We start from the raw sequence: 14,166 nt of genomic DNA on the forward strand, positions 1-14,166 counted from the left end.
CGGCGCGGGTGTGTCTTTTTGGTTTGTTAGAGATAATTTGTACACGGGTTTTATGGGGGGGGGGGGGGGGGGGGGGGGGGGGGGGGGGGGGGGGGGGGGGGGGCGGGCGCCCCCCCCCCCCGCGACCGGTACTGTACACCCATACAGTACCGGTCGCAAAAAGCGGGCGAAGCGTTCGCCCGGCACTTGCAAGTAGCTCGCCCGCTCGACGTCAGCGCAAGTGAGCGATGAGCGCATCCGCGACGGCATCGGGCGCTTCGCGCGGCGGAAAATGCCCCGCGCCGTCGATCACGACGCGCCGATAGCCCGCCGTGAAGCAGCCTTCCTGCCCTTCGGACATCGAGACGTCGTCGCAGAAATCCGAGCCGCCCTGAATCATCAGCGCCGGCACGCCGATGCGCTCGATCGTCGCAAGCCGTTCGTACAACGGTTCGAGCGCCGGGTCCGACGGCTCATCGCTGCGCCAGCGGCGGCGATACGCGTTCAGCGTGATCGGCACCCAGTCCGGATTCTCGAAGGCGCGCGCGGTGGCGGCGAACTCCGCTTCGTCGAACCAGCCGGGCGGCGACCATGTGTTCCACTGGATGCGCGCGAAGCCTTTCGGATCGGCGGCGATCACGTCCGGCGCGTCATCGAGCGACATGAACCACTGGTACCAGAAGCGCCGCGCCTGCGCGAAATTCCGCGGCAACGTGAACTTGCCGCGCGGCTGAAACGCCAGCGCGATGGCAGCCATGCGCCGCACGCGCTCGGGGAACAGCGCGGCGAGCGTGTAGGCGGCGCGCGCGCCCCAGTCGTGACCGACCACATCGAAACGAGCGATGCCGAGCGCATCCGCAAGATCGATTGCGTCTTGCGCCAGCGCGACGCCCGAGCCGTCGCGGATGGTGCCCGCGCGCAGGAAGCGCGTGCCGCCCGCGCCGCGCAATTCCGGAACGATGGTGCGGTAGCCCGCCGCGTTGAGCCGCGCCGCGACGTTCGACCAGGCGCGCGCGGCGTCCGGCCAGCCGTGCAGCAGGATGACGGGCGGTCCATCGGCCGGGCCGGCGTCAGCGTAGGCGATATCGAGCGTCGGCGTTTCTGCGTGCAGTTCGAAGGTCAGCATGGCTCCTCCATTCGGGAAGCGAAGCGTCAATTCTAGAACCGCGTGCGATTCCCCGCCCAACGGCAGCGGCAATAGTGACACATGATGTCGTATGAGATGCGCTGCGCGGGTAATCGCTTCCTTACGGGAAAGTCCCGAGCGTGACGCTGATATGCATGCCTTGACGCACGGCCCGCGGCGTCGCTATTGTCACGACAGGAAAACGGTTTCTTACATGGGCGCTTACCCTTGCGACTGTCATACGACGTCGTTCGAAGCGCCACAGCAAAACCGGTGCATACCGGAATGGAGACAAGCATGAAACAGCGCCCCACCGCTCCCGCTTCTGCCCGCCGCCGCTCGCTGCTGAAATTCGCCGGCGCGTCGGCGAGCGCGCCGCTCATCGGCGGCCTCGGCAGTCTGAGCGTGCTCGCCGGCTGCGGAGGCGGCCATCACGATTCGGGCACCCCGACGACGCCCGAGGACCCGATCTGGGGCCCGTCCGGTGCCGCGACGCAGATCATCAACGCGCTGAAGAACGTGTCGACGTCGATGGTGCCGAGCCGCCAGTTCCTCGTTACCGACTACGGCGCGAAGCCGTGCACCGTGATCGCCGCGACGAGCCCGTACACCGATCCGTCGAAGTCGCCGCTCAGCACCGGCGCGGACCAGACGCAGGCGCCCGGCTCCTTCGACTCGCGCCCCGCGTTCCTCGCGGCCATCGCGGCGTGCAGCGCGGCGGGCGGCGGGCGCGTGGTCGTCCCGGCCGGCAACTGGTATTGCGCGGGGCCGATCATCCTGCAATCCAACGTCGACTTTCACCTGAGCGCGAATTGCGAGATCTTCTTCAGCCCGAATCCGGCGGACTATGCGAAGGACGGCCCGATCGACTGCGGCGCGAACGGCAAGCTCTACTACAGCCGATGGCAGGCCAACGACTGCCTGAACTACGGCCCGCCCGTCTACGCGCGCAATCAGACGAACATCGCGATTACCGGCGAAGGCGATACATCGGTCCTGAACGGTCAGGCCATGACGCCGTTCGCCGGCAGCGGCAATACGTCGACGTGCTGGTGGACGTGGAAAGGCAACAGCGGCGCCTACGGCTACGCAGGCTCGTCGACGCCCTCGCAGGCCTTCGCGAATCCGAACAACGTCGATCTGAAGACCGCCGTGCCCGGCATTTCGGATGCGCTCTACGCCAAGCTCACCGACCCCGCCACGCCATGGCAACAGGACCAGAACTATCTGCCCGCGCTGTCGGAAGCCGGCGTGGCGATCGAGAAGCGCATCTTCGGCATCGGACATTATCTGCGGCCGAGCATGGTGGAATTCATCGGGTGTACTAATGTTCTGATGCAAGGCTACCGCACCATCAATACGCCGTTCTGGCAGCATCATCCGACCGATTGCAAGAATGTGGTCATCACCGGCGTGACGGTGGACAGCATCGGGCCGAACAACGACGGCTTCGATCCCGACGCCTGCGACATGGTGCTGTGCGACAGCGTCACGTTCAACACCGGCGACGACTGCATCGCGATCAAGTCGGGAAAGGACCTCGATACGCAATACGGCCCCGCGCAGAATCACGTCATCCAGAACTGCACGATGAACAGCGGCCACGGCGGCATCACGCTCGGCAGCGAGATGGGCGGCGGCGTGCAGAACATCTATGCGCGCAACCTTCAGATGCTGAACAAGTTCTGGGCGACGAACTCGCTCAATATCGCGATTCGCGTGAAGACCAACATGAATCGCGGCGGCTTCGTGAAGAACTTCTACGTCGATAACGTGACGCTGCCCAATGGCGTGAGTCTGACGCCGTCGGGCTACGGCAGCAGCCTGCTCGCGGGCAGCCCGATCAACGCGACGGTGCCGCTCGGCGTGGTCACGGCGAGCGCGGCGAATCCGTCGGCGGCGCAAGGCGGCATCATCACGTTCGATTGCGACTATCAGCCGTCGAAGGACGCCATCCGCACGCGCCCGGCGCTGGTGCAGAACGTCAACATCTCGAACGTGAAGGCCAGCAACGTCACGCTGAACGGCGTCACCGGCTCATGTTTCCAGGCGATCGTCGCGCAAGGCCCCGTTGCGTTCGACTACAACGGACCCGCGCCGACGCCCGCGATTCCCGCCATTGCCGGCGTCACGATCACCAATTGCGATTTCGGCACGCCTGTCGCAGCGGGACCGGCCACGGCGACGACGCCCGGACCGATCTACGCGTACAACGTGCATGACATCGTGCTCAACAATACGGTGATCGCAGGGAAGACGTTGAATCAGACCATCACCGACGCGCGGTAAGAACCAGGCGCGTGCTGCGGCATTCACGCCGCGTCACGCGCCGATCAGCACGCCGGTTCTGATAGCCGTTGCACCGGTGATTCGTCCGATCGGCGCGCCTGCGTGCACGAAGCGAATGGCGCGTCGCATGTAGAAGACGCCATCGTTCTTCGTGGTGACGGTGGTCACGGCATCCGTCAGCGGATCGATGATGTCGAGCACCGCATCGCCCGCCTTCAGCATCGCGCCGATTGCCGCCCGATACACGACGATGCCGCTCACCGGCGCCGTCAGTTGCTCGCTGCCTGCAAGCGGCGTCGCGGCTTGCGCGAGCGGCGGCAGTTCGCGCGCTTTCCCTTCCATCACGCCGCGCGCGATCAGGAAGTCGACGATGGCTTCTGCATCGCGCTCTGCGTGTTCATAGTTCACGTCCCGCTGGCCGCGATGCTCCAGCGTCGCCGCGATGTTCGGCGCACCGAGCGGCGTGCCTTCGCCCAGCAACGCACGCACTTCGTTCCACAGCAACGCGTGAATCTCGTCGAACGACTGACCGCCGGAATCGGTCGCGAGCAGCACGCCGTTCGCGCCGAGATAGCGGCCAAGCGGCTCGATGGCGGGCCAGCTTGCGGGACTGGTGTAGAGATGCATCGTCGCTTCCCGCGAGCAATGCAGATCGAGCACGATGTCCGCGTCCGATGCGTGCCTGAGCAACGCGAGCCGCAACGATTCGAATTTGTTCGCGGCGGTCATTTCGCCGAGCATCTCGCGCACCGTCGCGCGCAGAAGCCGCGTGTTGTGCGTGGCATCCGTGGCCGACAAGCGTGGACGAATGCGTTCGACCAATGCGCTCGCAGGCGGCATCGGAAAGTTGCGGTTGAAGTTGTGCCCGCTGTCGCTCTCGAAGCGCCCGAGGAATTGACCGAACACATGCTGCGCTAAGCCGATGGGATTAGCCACCGGCACGAGCACGACTTCGCCGCGCACGCGCCCGCTCGCTTCGAGTTGCTTGAGACGCTGCTTCAGCCGCCAGGCCGCGAGCATGGCGGGCGTCTCGTCTGCGTGAAGCGATGCTTGCACGTAGACCTTTTCGTGGGCATGCGGTACGCCGAAGTGAAAGCCGACCAGTTCGCGCGTGGTGCCGAGCGTCGTCGTGACGAGCGGCGTGCGTTCAATGCGCATAGTGAGTGGTTCGTATCGATTGCATTCGCTCGGAGTCGCGTTGGATTACCGCGACGACCGAGGCCGTGTTCGCGCGATGCACTGCATCGCGCGCACAGATTATCTCGCGCTCGAACCACTGGGGCTAGCGCTGCATGCCTGATTCAGCAGGCAGGCTGGCACCCGCGCAAACGCCGCTTCAACGCGATGCGTGACGCGAAGCCGAATGCGACTTCTTGCCCGCAGCGTTCGCGCGTCGCGTGGCCCAGCCCTTCTTGGCGGCGGCGGAACGGTCGGCGGCCGAGCGGCGGCTTGCACTCGCGTGCGCCTGCTTCGACAGCGACTTGTGCGACGCGGCCTTCGAGCTTTCGCGCTTGAGCACGCGCGTGGACGTGGCGGATCGCTTCGCCTTCGACTCGGTGCTCGGGCTCTTCGTCTTGCGATGCGCGGCCTTGGTATCCTGCGCGGCTTTCTTGCGCGTGCCTTCGGAGGCTTCGCCCTTCTTCGGCGTCTTGAGCTTGACACCCGCGCGCCGCGCCTCCGACAAGCCGATCGCAATGGCCTGCTTGGCCGACTTCGCGCCGTGCTTGCCTTCGCGTACGTGGTCGATCTGCTCCTTCACGAACGCGCCCGCCTGCGTGCTCGGCGACTTCCCTGCGCGCTTGGCTTTCTCGGCGCGTTCGAGGGTTTTCTTCTCGGGCATGTCGGTGCTCCTTGTGGCGTGGAGATGCCGATCGAGCGAGCAACGGATGTGCCCGCTTCATTCGCCTACGTCTTGGCAGCCGTTATTGTGTAAGCCGCAGGATGCCCAGCCCGGTCGCGATTTCCTGGAAGATGGTGTCGAGGTCCGCGTTCGACGGAGCATGATAGTAATTGCCCGGCGACGCGCACGACTGCATCGTCTTCACCGCCGCGCTGCTGGTCGCGCCCGTGCCGAACGTGATCCCGTAAATGATGATGCCTTGCGCCTTCATCGCGCTGCATACGCCCAACTGGAACGCGTTGATGTCCGTGACCGAGCTCATCTTTCCGTCCGTGAGCGCCGTTCCGTTCGAACGCGTGACGGTCGGCGCCCGAAGCGTGCCGTTCGCCACGCCCGACAAGCCGTTGAACGCGGTCAGCGGCATGAGCCCGTCGGTGCTCCCCGGATCGTTTTCGCCGTCAGTCAGCAGAATCGCCACACGCAGCAGGCCCTCGTTCGTCTCCGGACGCGGCAGCGAACTGTCCGTCGAGATCCAGCCGTTGCCTTTCGAGACATCGTTGGACCAATCCGACGACAGCATCCGCCAGCCCCACAGCAAGCCGGTCGGGATGATCGTGGAGCCGTTCGCCTTCATCGCGTTGATCGAATTCGTGAGCGCAGTCTGATTCTTCGTCAGGAAGATGGCCGGTTGAATGCCGCACGGGCCGTTGCTCGCGCCCGAGGCGTTCGTGTTGCCGTTCTGATAGATCGTCGTGGTGCCGCTCGTCGTATTCGGCTGGAACCACTGGCTCCAGATGCCGGTGGCCGATCCGCTGCCGCACTGCGTCGAAGTGCCGTTGGTCTGGCGCGTCAGCGGCACGCCCATCACCGTCTTGGTCGATACGACGCTGGTGCAATCGCTCTGGTTATATGTCGTGATCTTGAAACCGGTCGGCGGCACGTTGTAATAGAACGGCGTGAATCCCGGCGTATCTTTCGGGGCATACGCCTTCGGATAGAGATTGCCGCTCGCGTCCCGCGGCTCGACGGCGCAGCCCTGCCAACCCGATTGCGTGATGCTCGGATTCGGCGCCATCGACATGTTCGTCGGGTTGTAAGCGAACCTGGGCGTCATCCAGCTGGAACTGCCCGAAAGCGCGCCCGTCAGATTGACGACCGTCGTGAACGGCACCAGACCAATGTAGGAATCGCCGTTGGGCTGATTGAAGATGCTCGTCACGAGATGCTGCGACGCGGCCCTCAAGCCCTGAATCTTGCTGCCTTGCGACGAGTCGGTGCTCGCGGGGTCGGCCATCGAACCGGTGTTGTCCAGCACCATCACGAGTTCGAGCGTGGTTTTGGGCGAGTAGATCGCCGTATTGTTCGCGGAAATGGTCATCGTGTCCTGCGGACCCGCGCCGGCCGCATTCGTGCCCGAAATCAGCGCGCCGAAGATATTCGACGCCAGCAAGGGCAGCGTGCCCGAGGCGGACAGCTTGACCGTGAAACCGGCGCTCGCGTCGCCGGAAATGTTGGCCGTGAAGCCCGTATCCGGCATCACGAGACCTTCGTAGCCGGTCGGCATGTTGGCGTCGTAATAGGCGCGCGCGTCTCTCTGCCATTGCGCGACGTCCTGCATATTCGGCTGCGCGTAATGGCGGATGTTCGCCGCGGCCGAAAGCGTGGCGACGTCGAGCGCCATCTGCATGTGCGCCTGCATCAATTCGTACTGGATCATGCCGAGCGACATGCACATCGCGCCGGCCATCACGCTGGAGCACATCGCGAAGAACACGCCGATCGCGCCACGGTCGCCGCTGAACAGCGCAGCGGCGCGCGCACGCAGAGCGTCGGCCGGTCCGGCGCGGAACATTCTGCTGGTCATCATGATGCCGCCAGAGTCAAAGGCTGCGGCAAGCGCGGACGGACGTAGACGCGCCGCGAGATGATCTGCGTGCCGGGCGCATCGGACCAGAAGTTGGCCGTCATCGTGAACGGGTTGTACGCCAGATAGACCTCGACCACGATCGCGGAATCGCCGTTGCGGAACGGCCAGCCCGACGGCAACGCGTTGGTCTGCGTGACCGCCGGGTTCTGCGAGGCCATCGTGCTGCCCGACCACGGCGCTTTCGCCTGCCACAGAAGTTTCGGCGTGCCGGCCGCCATCGTCGGCGCGGAGACGGGCGTGCAACCGCTGCTGTTGTCGCAGATCGAGCTGACCACCACCATGCCTTTGCCTTTCAGATCGTACGGCTGCGCGAGCAGCGTTGCGGCGTTGAAGATCGAGCCGAGATTGTTGGAGTTCGAGGTGCTCGCATTGTTGATGACGGTCTGCATCTGACCGATCGAATCCGCCAGCGTGAACGCCGTATGCTCGACCACGCTCACGGCGCGAATGTACATATAGACCTCGGCGAACCCGAGCATCATCATGATCATCATGGGCGCGACAATGACGAATTCGATCGACGCCGCTCCGCGCTGCGACCGCAACACGCGGCTGAAGAACCGGCCCATCGCGCGGCGAGGCGTCCGCCCGGCCCGGTTCCGCGAAGAAAATCTCGACGCGCTCTTCATTTTTCGTTCTGCACGAGGTAATTGCGTGAATACGTGAACGTGCTGCTCTGACCGAGCAGTCTGGGGATGCCCGTGAAGCTGTTCATCGTCAAGGTGATGTTGTAGGACACGACATCGCCGTAACCGCCCATGTTCGCCTGCGAACTGCTCGTCCCCACGTTGTTGTAAGTACCGTAGTTCAGCGTAGTGACCGTCACTTTGCCGCCCATGTTGGTCCAGGGCTTGAGCACGCCCAGAATCTGCGCCTGCGCCTGCTGCGCGCGCGTGTTGCCGTTGCTCGGCGCGCTCGTCGTCAGGCCGACGCGCGACGCCTGCTGCGCGGCGATCTGCACGGTAGCGTCCACGATCATGTCGAGCGCCAGTTCGATCGTGCCGAGCACGATGAAAATGGCGAACATCATCAGGAACGCCATTTCGATGGCGGCCACACCGCTGTCGTCACGCAGCAACCGCGCGCCGATACGAGCGGCGGCCAGGTCGCCCCGCTCGCGCGATGGCGCAACGCGCGGCGCGGTCATCGCAAGCTCGCGGACTGCACGGTCGCATCCTGCACGACGCCGACGGTCGCGGCGGCTGCGGCCCGCCCCTCCGACGGCTGCGCGAGGCGCGCGCGCTGGATCTCGTAGTAGCGAAGGTTGTCCTGCACCGACGCCTTCGGCAGATCGCGCGAGAGAATCTCGGACGCCGCTTCCGTATTGCCAAGCAGGCCATACGCGAGCGCGAGATCCTGACGAGCCTGCGACGGCGCTTGCGGGTAGCGGGTCACGTCGAGCAGCACGTTCGCGCCCGCGCGCGGATCGCCGCCGAGAATCAGCGACATGCCGAGATTCACGGAAAGCATCGGGTCGCCAGGATTGGCCTTCAGGGCTTCGCGCAGCACGGCTTGCGCGCCCGCGTGGTCGCCCTTCAGGTCGAGCGCGGCGCCCAGCCCGGCGGACGCGAGCGCATCGCCCGCTTTCATCGCGAGCACGCGGCGGTAAGTGGCGATTGCGTCGTCGAAGCGGCGTTGATGAATCGCCACGCGCGCGGAGCCGATCAGCGGCATTCCCGCGGTCGGATCGATGGCGCTCGCCTTGTCGTAGTAGACGCCCGCGCGCGTGTAGTCGCCCACGGCGTAGAGCGTGTTGCCCAGTCCGGTGAGGCCGGGCACCGAACGCGGATCGGCCTTCACGATGCGGTCGTAGAGCGTCGTCGCCAGTTCGACGTTGCCGGATTCGATGGCCGTATCGGCGAGGCGCAGTTCGCTCATCGCGCTGGGCGACGTGTTCTGCGTGACGGGCCGCGCCTCCGCCGTCTGATGTACCTTGGAGGTCGTCGTGCAGGCGGACAACGCGCCGGCCAGCGCGATCGCGCATACGGTGATCACCGCGCGGCTGAGTTCGTGGGCGCGCGCCACGGAGAGAATATGAGCTGCTTTCATTGCTTGGCCAACGCGTCCATGAGCTGAATGATTGACGGCCCGGCTGAAATCACCATGACCGCGGGAAGAATGAAGATCATCATCGGCACGACCATCTTCGGGGCGAGCTTGGCCGCTTTCTCTTCGAGCGAAACCATGTGCGCGAGGCGCTCGGTTCGCGAGAGCGTGCGCAACGCCTGCGTGATCGGCGTGCCGTACTTCATCGACTGATTGAGCGTGGAGATGAGCGCGCGCACCGACGGCAGATCGATCCGTTCGCCCAGCGCCTGCAACGAGCGCATGTTGTCGCCGGAGAGCGTCAGCTCGTCCGCCGTCAGCGAGAGTTCGTCGGAGAGCGGCGGGCAGATCAGCTTCATTTCGTCCGCCACGCGGCGGATGCTCACGCCCAGGCTGTTACCCGCGTTCGTGCAGATCACGAGCAGATCGAGCGCATCGGGCAGGCAACTCTCGATGGCCTTGCGGCGGCGCATCGAGAGAAACGCCAGGATGTATTCAGGGACGATCATGCCCGCCACGAACACGCCGAGCATCAGCATGCCGCGCACGGCAGGATAGCCGCCGACAACCGGGATGTTCGAACCGAGCATGACCATGGCCGTCGCGCACACCAGACCCGTGAGGAACTTCGCGGCGAGCAGGATCGACACCGCCATCTTGCTGCGATAGCCGCCGCGAACCATTTCCTTTTGCAGCTTCATGCGGTACTTCGCGTCGAACAGCGGAAGGCGGTCGCCGATGCGCGCGAACAGCGCGACCGCGCGGCTGCGGATGCTGGTGTCGAGCACTTCCGTGACGTCGGCGCCACTGACCGGCTGTGTGATCGCCACGTTGCGCACGCGCTCCGCGATGCGGCCGCGCAGGCCGCCGAATTTCGTCGCATACCAGATCGCGATGCCCGCGACGAGCGCGAGCAACATCGACAGGTTGACGATGGCATCGAAGTTTTCCTGGCTCATCGCGAGGTATCCATCTTGGACATCTTGTTGACGATCGAAATGCCGATCACGAGCGAAATCGCCGCGAACGTCAGGCATTTCTGGCCTGCCTGCGTGTCGAACAGCACCATCAGGTATTCCCTGTTCAACAGATAAGTGCTGAGCAGAATGATGACCGGAATAGCCGCGAGGATTTTCGTCGTGATGCGCGCCTCGCCGGTGAGCGCTTTGGTCTTCTGACGAATTTCGCGGCGCGTGCGCACGATGCCCGACAGGTTTTCGAGCGTTTCGCCGAGTTGACCGCCGGTCTCGCGCTGCAACAGCAAACACACGCAGAAGAAGGAGAAGTCCGCAATGCCGATGCGCGCGACCGCGACCGAAAGCACTTCCTCGAGATCGAGGCCGACTTGCAGCGAATCGCCCATGATCTTGAACTCGCTGCGCAGCGGTTCCGGCACTTCGCTCGCCGCCGAATGGATCACATGCGTCACCGGCACGCCCGCGCGCACCGCGCGCACGATCAGGTCGATGAGGTCCGGAAAGCCATCGAGGAAACGCTGGCGGAACCGGTTGACCAGAAAGTTGTAGGTGCGCACGACCAGAAACGCCGGCAGGCCGACGATCAAAAGCGGCGGCACGAACGACGGCAGCGGCGCATAGTCGGACATCAACACCGCGACGATCTCTCCGAAGACGGCGACGGCCACGACGATACGAATGCCGTTCGCGCCCGCGACCGTGCGCAAGCGCGCGATCTTCGGACTGAGCCAGCGCATCAGCGCGTTCTGTTCGCGCTCGACCTTGAACAAGTCTGTGTCCAGCTTGAGCGTCTTGCGTCCCTCGACGAAGAACGCCTCGGCCATGCGCGACTTGATGCGCGCATCGGGCCGCTGTTTGCGCATGTCCTGCACCACCAGCGCCATCACGCCGAGCAGCAAGGTGACGATAAATGCGCACCCGGTGAAGAGATCGGCGGTGTTCATATGCGCATCGCCTCCAGCAGCGCGTCTTCCAGGCCGTAGTACGCCGCGCGCGCCGAAAACGCCGGGCGCACCGCGGACGACTCATACACGCCCTTCACTTCCTCGCTGTAAGCGCTGGCGTCATAGCGGAACGTGAACAGATCCTGTGTGATGATGACGTCGCCTTCCATGCCCACCAGTTCGGTGATGCGCGTCACGCGCCGCATGCCGTCGCGCATCCGCTCGATCTGCACGATCATGTGCACTGCGCTCGCGATCTGACGCCGGATGGACATGAGCGGCAGGTTGCCGTTCGCCATCATGACCATGCTTTCCAGACGCGTGATGCCGTCGCGCGGCGTGTTCGCGTGGATGGTGGTCATCGAGCCGTCGTGGCCGGTGTTCATGGCCTGCAACACGTCGAAGGCTTCGGGGCCGCGCGTTTCACCGAGGATGATGCGGTCCGGACGCATCCGCAGCGCGTTTCGCACGAGATCGCGCTGCGTGACCGCGCCGAGTCCTTCGGCGTTTTCGGGGCGCGTTTCGAGGCTCACCACATGCGGCTGCACGAGCTGCAATTCCGCCGCGTCTTCGATGGTGATGGTGCGCTCGCCGAGCCCGATGAAATGCGACAGCGCGTTGAGCAGCGTCGTCTTGCCGGAGCCCGTGCCGCCGGACACGATGATATTCAGCCGGCACGTGCTCGCGAGCTTGAGCACCGTCGCCATCTCGGCGGACATGTTGCCCTGCTGCGCCATGCGATGCAGCGTGATGTTGCGCTTGGAAAACTTACGGATCGAGATCGACGTGCCGTGGATCGCGAGCGGCGGCAATACGACGTTGACCCGGCTGCCATCGGCGAGACGGGCATCGACCATCGGACTGCTTTCGTCGACGCGCCGCCCCACGCCCGCCGCGATCCGCTGCGCGACGTTGACCACGTGCGCGTTGTCGCGAAACTTGTAGGGCGTGAGTTCGAGACGGCCGTGCCGTTCCACGAATACCTGGTCGGGACCGTTCACCAGCACGTCGGTGATGGTTTCGTCGGCCAGCAGCGGTTCGATCGGGCCGAGGCCGAACATGTCGTTCAGCAGTTCGCCGACGATCTGCGCCTGCTCCGCGATCGTGATGTTGAGCCGTTCGCGCTCCGCGATTTCGAGCACGAGCGCTTCGACGCCCGGCTTCATCTGCTCGCGCGTCTTGCCGACCGCCGCCGAGGCGTTCATCGCGCCGAAAACGCCGGTCCGGATCACCTTGAAGAGATCAGAGCGCACCAGCACTTCGTTGCCTTCAGGCATGCCGGGACGCGCGCGCGTCGGCGCGGGCGCCGGCGTGGGGACCGCAGCCGGCGCGTGTTCGGCGACCGCCACGCCCGCGGCGTTGTCGACCGGATTGACGCTCGGCTTCGCAATTTGCTTCTGCCCGAACATCAGCCTCTCCTCAGCTTGAACTTCTGCAGGAACGAACGCTCCACCATCGTGTGCTGACCGGTCAGATCAGCGGCGATTCGCACCACGCTCTGAGTGAAGCCGTTCTGCGATTTGTCCTTGGGCTTCTCGCCGAGATTTTCGGCGACCGCCACGGCCTTGGATTCGAACGGGATTTCGTGCAGCACGGCGCGGCCGATGGCGCCGACGAAATCCGCCGGCTGCACCTTTCCGGCCGTCGCGGCATTCGGGTTGTTGAGCAGCAACGAAGTCGGCGGATTGTTGTCGCGATCCTCGATGTGGCGCAGCAGTTTGATCGTTTCGCGCGCCGAATGCACCGAGCGGTCCGCGACGATATAGCAACGCGACGCGTGATCGAACGCTTCCTGCGCGAGCGCATCGGCGGGGCCGGGAATGTCGATGATGACGTAGTGGAAGCTGTCGCACAGCACTTGCAGCACGCGCGCGAGCGATCCGGGTTCGAAGGCCGGCGCCGCGCGGAACGGACGCTCCGCCGTCAGCATGAAAAGACGCGTGCCCTTGGCGACGAGCGTGCGGTCCACGTATTGCGGGTCCAGCCGATGCTGATTCTCCAGCACGTCGGAGAGACCGTTGTTGCTTTGCAGGCCGAGCATCACGTTGGCGGCGCTGCCGTGCAGATTCAAGTCGACGTAGGCCACCCGGCGATGCGTCTCGTCGGAGAGATAGCGCGCGACGTTCAGCGCCAGCGTGGTCACGCCCACGCCGCCACGCGAGCCGACGAACGCAATGGTCTTGCCGGCGCGCGACATGACGACATCGCTCACCTTGCCGCCGGCCACGTTGACCGTGCGCTTGAGCAGTTCGACCGTCAGCGGTTTGACCAAATAATCGCGCACGCCGAGCTTCAAGAGGCTGCGGAACAGGCCGACGTCGTTACGCTCGCCGAGCGCCACGACCTGCACCGACGGCTCGCAGACTTCGGCCAGACGTCCCAGATCGGACAGCGGCATCACCGAGTCCTGCAGGTCGATCATCAGAAAGAGCGGCGAGCGCTCGATCCTCTCCAGATACGCAATGGCGTCGTCGACGGTGCCGACCGCGATATGGACGTGCGGCATCGCCTGTTCCAGCACGAAGCTCTTGAGCACCTGCTCAGTCGTGCGGTCCGAGACGAACGCGATGAAGTCCGCGGCGCGCGCCGCCGTCTTGTTCTTGCTCTTCAGGAAAGGAAGGTCTGTCGTGCTCATGGTCGTGCTCGTGAGATGGCATGCATCACTTGGCGTCGCGCGACGTGCTCTTGTCGAGCGGAATCACGTGGTCGGTCTGGTAACGATGCGCGGCGCTCGCGGCAACGGCTGCATCGGCGGGGCCGAGCGTGCGCGGATGAACGATGTCTTCCGGATGCGCCAGCTGGGCCGCGAGATTCGTGTACGTCGCGCAACCCCACTGCATGCTCGGGCGGTGAATGCCGGCATCCGTCAGCAGTGAGGGGCGCGCCAGGCTGTCGCAATCGGGCGGCGTCGCGGAGCGGCCGTCGTAACCGATGACCGTTTCGTTGGGCATGTTGCGCGGCGGCTTGAAGCAGCCCGCTGCGCCGAGCGCGATCGCGCAGGAAAGAGAAAGCGTGAGAATGCGTGCGTGTTTCATGGC

The 14,166-nt window shown here is 64.8% G+C and carries 14 protein-coding genes; 2 read left to right on the forward strand and 12 right to left on the reverse strand.

What is annotated here, in order from left to right; translation table 11 throughout:
- Nucleotides 1–211: 211 nt before the first annotated feature.
- On the reverse strand, nt 212–1,105 hold the full coding sequence (locus NCR34_RS17825; protein WP_250500749.1) for an alpha/beta fold hydrolase: 894 nt from the start codon (nt 1,103–1,105) through the stop codon (nt 212–214).
- A 297-nt stretch (nt 1,106–1,402) separates the two neighbouring features.
- Here NCR34_RS17825 and NCR34_RS17830 point away from each other — a divergent pair, with 297 nt between their 5' ends.
- Nucleotides 1,403–3,394 carry a glycoside hydrolase family 28 protein gene (locus tag NCR34_RS17830; protein ID WP_250500750.1) on the forward strand — a complete coding sequence of 664 codons (1,992 nt, stop codon included), beginning with the start codon at nt 1,403–1,405 and terminating at the stop codon, nt 3,392–3,394.
- A gap of 33 nt (nt 3,395–3,427) precedes the next feature.
- On the opposite strand, the gene NCR34_RS17835 is transcribed toward NCR34_RS17830, so the two are convergent.
- The 4 genes from NCR34_RS17835 to NCR34_RS17850 all read right to left on the reverse strand — a co-directional run bounded on the left by NCR34_RS17835 (nt 3,428) and on the right by NCR34_RS17850 (nt 7,655).
- The gene (locus NCR34_RS17835; protein WP_250500751.1) at nt 3,428–4,552 is read right to left on the reverse strand and encodes a succinylglutamate desuccinylase/aspartoacylase family protein; all 1,125 of its coding nucleotides are present in this window, start codon (nt 4,550–4,552) and stop codon (nt 3,428–3,430) included.
- 178 nt (nt 4,553–4,730) lie between these two features.
- On the reverse strand, nt 4,731–5,234 hold the full coding sequence (locus tag NCR34_RS17840) for a DUF6496 domain-containing protein (protein WP_175942015.1): 504 nt from the start codon (nt 5,232–5,234) through the stop codon (nt 4,731–4,733).
- An 82-nt stretch (nt 5,235–5,316) separates the two neighbouring features.
- Nucleotides 5,317–7,101 (reverse strand): vWA domain-containing protein, encoded by a 1,785-nt coding sequence (locus NCR34_RS17845; RefSeq protein WP_250500752.1) that lies wholly within the window; start codon nt 7,099–7,101, stop codon nt 5,317–5,319.
- Complete coding sequence (locus NCR34_RS17850; RefSeq protein ID WP_248323140.1) at nt 7,098–7,655, reverse strand: pilus assembly protein; 558 nt, start codon at nt 7,653–7,655, stop codon at nt 7,098–7,100. Before NCR34_RS17850 ends, NCR34_RS17845 begins: the two co-directional genes overlap by 4 nt.
- Between NCR34_RS17850 and NCR34_RS17855 the strand changes: the two genes are divergently transcribed.
- On the forward strand, nt 7,645–7,827 hold the full coding sequence (locus tag NCR34_RS17855) for a hypothetical protein (RefSeq protein WP_250500753.1): 183 nt from the start codon (nt 7,645–7,647) through the stop codon (nt 7,825–7,827). The genes NCR34_RS17850 and NCR34_RS17855 overlap by 11 nt on opposite strands.
- Here NCR34_RS17855 and NCR34_RS17860 read toward each other — a convergent pair.
- The 7 genes from NCR34_RS17860 to NCR34_RS17890 are packed head-to-tail and all read right to left on the reverse strand — an operon-like array spanning nt 7,787 to nt 14,163.
- The gene (locus NCR34_RS17860) at nt 7,787–8,308 is read right to left on the reverse strand and encodes a TadE/TadG family type IV pilus assembly protein (RefSeq protein ID WP_250500754.1); all 522 of its coding nucleotides are present in this window, start codon (nt 8,306–8,308) and stop codon (nt 7,787–7,789) included. The genes NCR34_RS17855 and NCR34_RS17860 overlap by 41 nt on opposite strands.
- The gene (locus NCR34_RS17865; RefSeq protein WP_250500755.1) at nt 8,305–9,210 is read right to left on the reverse strand and encodes a tetratricopeptide repeat protein; all 906 of its coding nucleotides are present in this window, start codon (nt 9,208–9,210) and stop codon (nt 8,305–8,307) included. The genes NCR34_RS17860 and NCR34_RS17865 overlap by 4 nt, the downstream gene beginning before the upstream one ends.
- On the reverse strand, nt 9,207–10,166 hold the full coding sequence (locus NCR34_RS17870; protein ID WP_250500756.1) for a type II secretion system F family protein: 960 nt from the start codon (nt 10,164–10,166) through the stop codon (nt 9,207–9,209). Before NCR34_RS17870 ends, NCR34_RS17865 begins: the two co-directional genes overlap by 4 nt.
- Nucleotides 10,163–11,128: a type II secretion system F family protein gene (locus tag NCR34_RS17875; RefSeq protein WP_248323135.1), complete on the reverse strand. Its 966-nt coding sequence runs from the start codon at nt 11,126–11,128 to the stop codon at nt 10,163–10,165. Before NCR34_RS17875 ends, NCR34_RS17870 begins: the two co-directional genes overlap by 4 nt.
- A complete protein-coding gene (locus tag NCR34_RS17880; protein WP_248323134.1) occupies nt 11,125–12,537 on the reverse strand; it encodes a TadA family conjugal transfer-associated ATPase in 1,413 nt (470 codons plus the stop codon). The genes NCR34_RS17875 and NCR34_RS17880 overlap by 4 nt, the downstream gene beginning before the upstream one ends.
- The gene (locus tag NCR34_RS17885; RefSeq protein WP_250500757.1) at nt 12,537–13,763 is read right to left on the reverse strand and encodes a CpaE/TadZ family protein; all 1,227 of its coding nucleotides are present in this window, start codon (nt 13,761–13,763) and stop codon (nt 12,537–12,539) included. The genes NCR34_RS17880 and NCR34_RS17885 overlap by 1 nt, the downstream gene beginning before the upstream one ends.
- Before the next feature lie 25 nt (nt 13,764–13,788).
- Nucleotides 13,789–14,163, reverse strand: coding sequence for a CpaD family pilus assembly lipoprotein (locus tag NCR34_RS17890; RefSeq protein ID WP_250500758.1), 375 nt, complete (start codon nt 14,161–14,163; stop codon nt 13,789–13,791).
- Between the last annotated feature and the right edge of the window lie 3 nt (nt 14,164–14,166).

Origin of the sequence: Caballeronia sp. GAWG1-5s-s (assembly GCF_023631445.1) — a bacterium.
Classification (GTDB): domain Bacteria; phylum Pseudomonadota; class Gammaproteobacteria; order Burkholderiales; family Burkholderiaceae; genus Caballeronia.

Coding starts and splice junctions, on each gene's coding strand:
- NCR34_RS17825 (WP_250500749.1), bottom strand. CDS start 1,105: ATGCTGACCTTCGAACTGCACGCAGAAACGCCGACGCTCGATATCGCC.
- NCR34_RS17865 (WP_250500755.1), bottom strand. CDS start 9,210: ATGAAAGCAGCTCATATTCTCTCCGTGGCGCGCGCCCACGAACTCAGC.
- NCR34_RS17870 (WP_250500756.1), bottom strand. CDS start 10,166: ATGAGCCAGGAAAACTTCGATGCCATCGTCAACCTGTCGATGTTGCTC.
- NCR34_RS17860 (WP_250500754.1), bottom strand. CDS start 8,308: ATGACCGCGCCGCGCGTTGCGCCATCGCGCGAGCGGGGCGACCTGGCC.
- NCR34_RS17890 (WP_250500758.1), bottom strand. CDS start 14,163: ATGAAACACGCACGCATTCTCACGCTTTCTCTTTCCTGCGCGATCGCG.
- NCR34_RS17835 (WP_250500751.1), bottom strand. CDS start 4,552: ATGCGCATTGAACGCACGCCGCTCGTCACGACGACGCTCGGCACCACG.
- NCR34_RS17840 (WP_175942015.1), bottom strand. CDS start 5,234: ATGCCCGAGAAGAAAACCCTCGAACGCGCCGAGAAAGCCAAGCGCGCA.
- NCR34_RS17845 (WP_250500752.1), bottom strand. CDS start 7,101: ATGATGACCAGCAGAATGTTCCGCGCCGGACCGGCCGACGCTCTGCGT.
- NCR34_RS17855 (WP_250500753.1), top strand. CDS start 7,645: ATGATCATCATGGGCGCGACAATGACGAATTCGATCGACGCCGCTCCG.
- NCR34_RS17875 (WP_248323135.1), bottom strand. CDS start 11,128: ATGAACACCGCCGATCTCTTCACCGGGTGCGCATTTATCGTCACCTTG.
- NCR34_RS17880 (WP_248323134.1), bottom strand. CDS start 12,537: ATGTTCGGGCAGAAGCAAATTGCGAAGCCGAGCGTCAATCCGGTCGAC.
- NCR34_RS17830 (WP_250500750.1), top strand. CDS start 1,403: ATGAAACAGCGCCCCACCGCTCCCGCTTCTGCCCGCCGCCGCTCGCTG.
- NCR34_RS17885 (WP_250500757.1), bottom strand. CDS start 13,763: ATGAGCACGACAGACCTTCCTTTCCTGAAGAGCAAGAACAAGACGGCG.
- NCR34_RS17850 (WP_248323140.1), bottom strand. CDS start 7,655: ATGATGATCATGATGATGCTCGGGTTCGCCGAGGTCTATATGTACATT.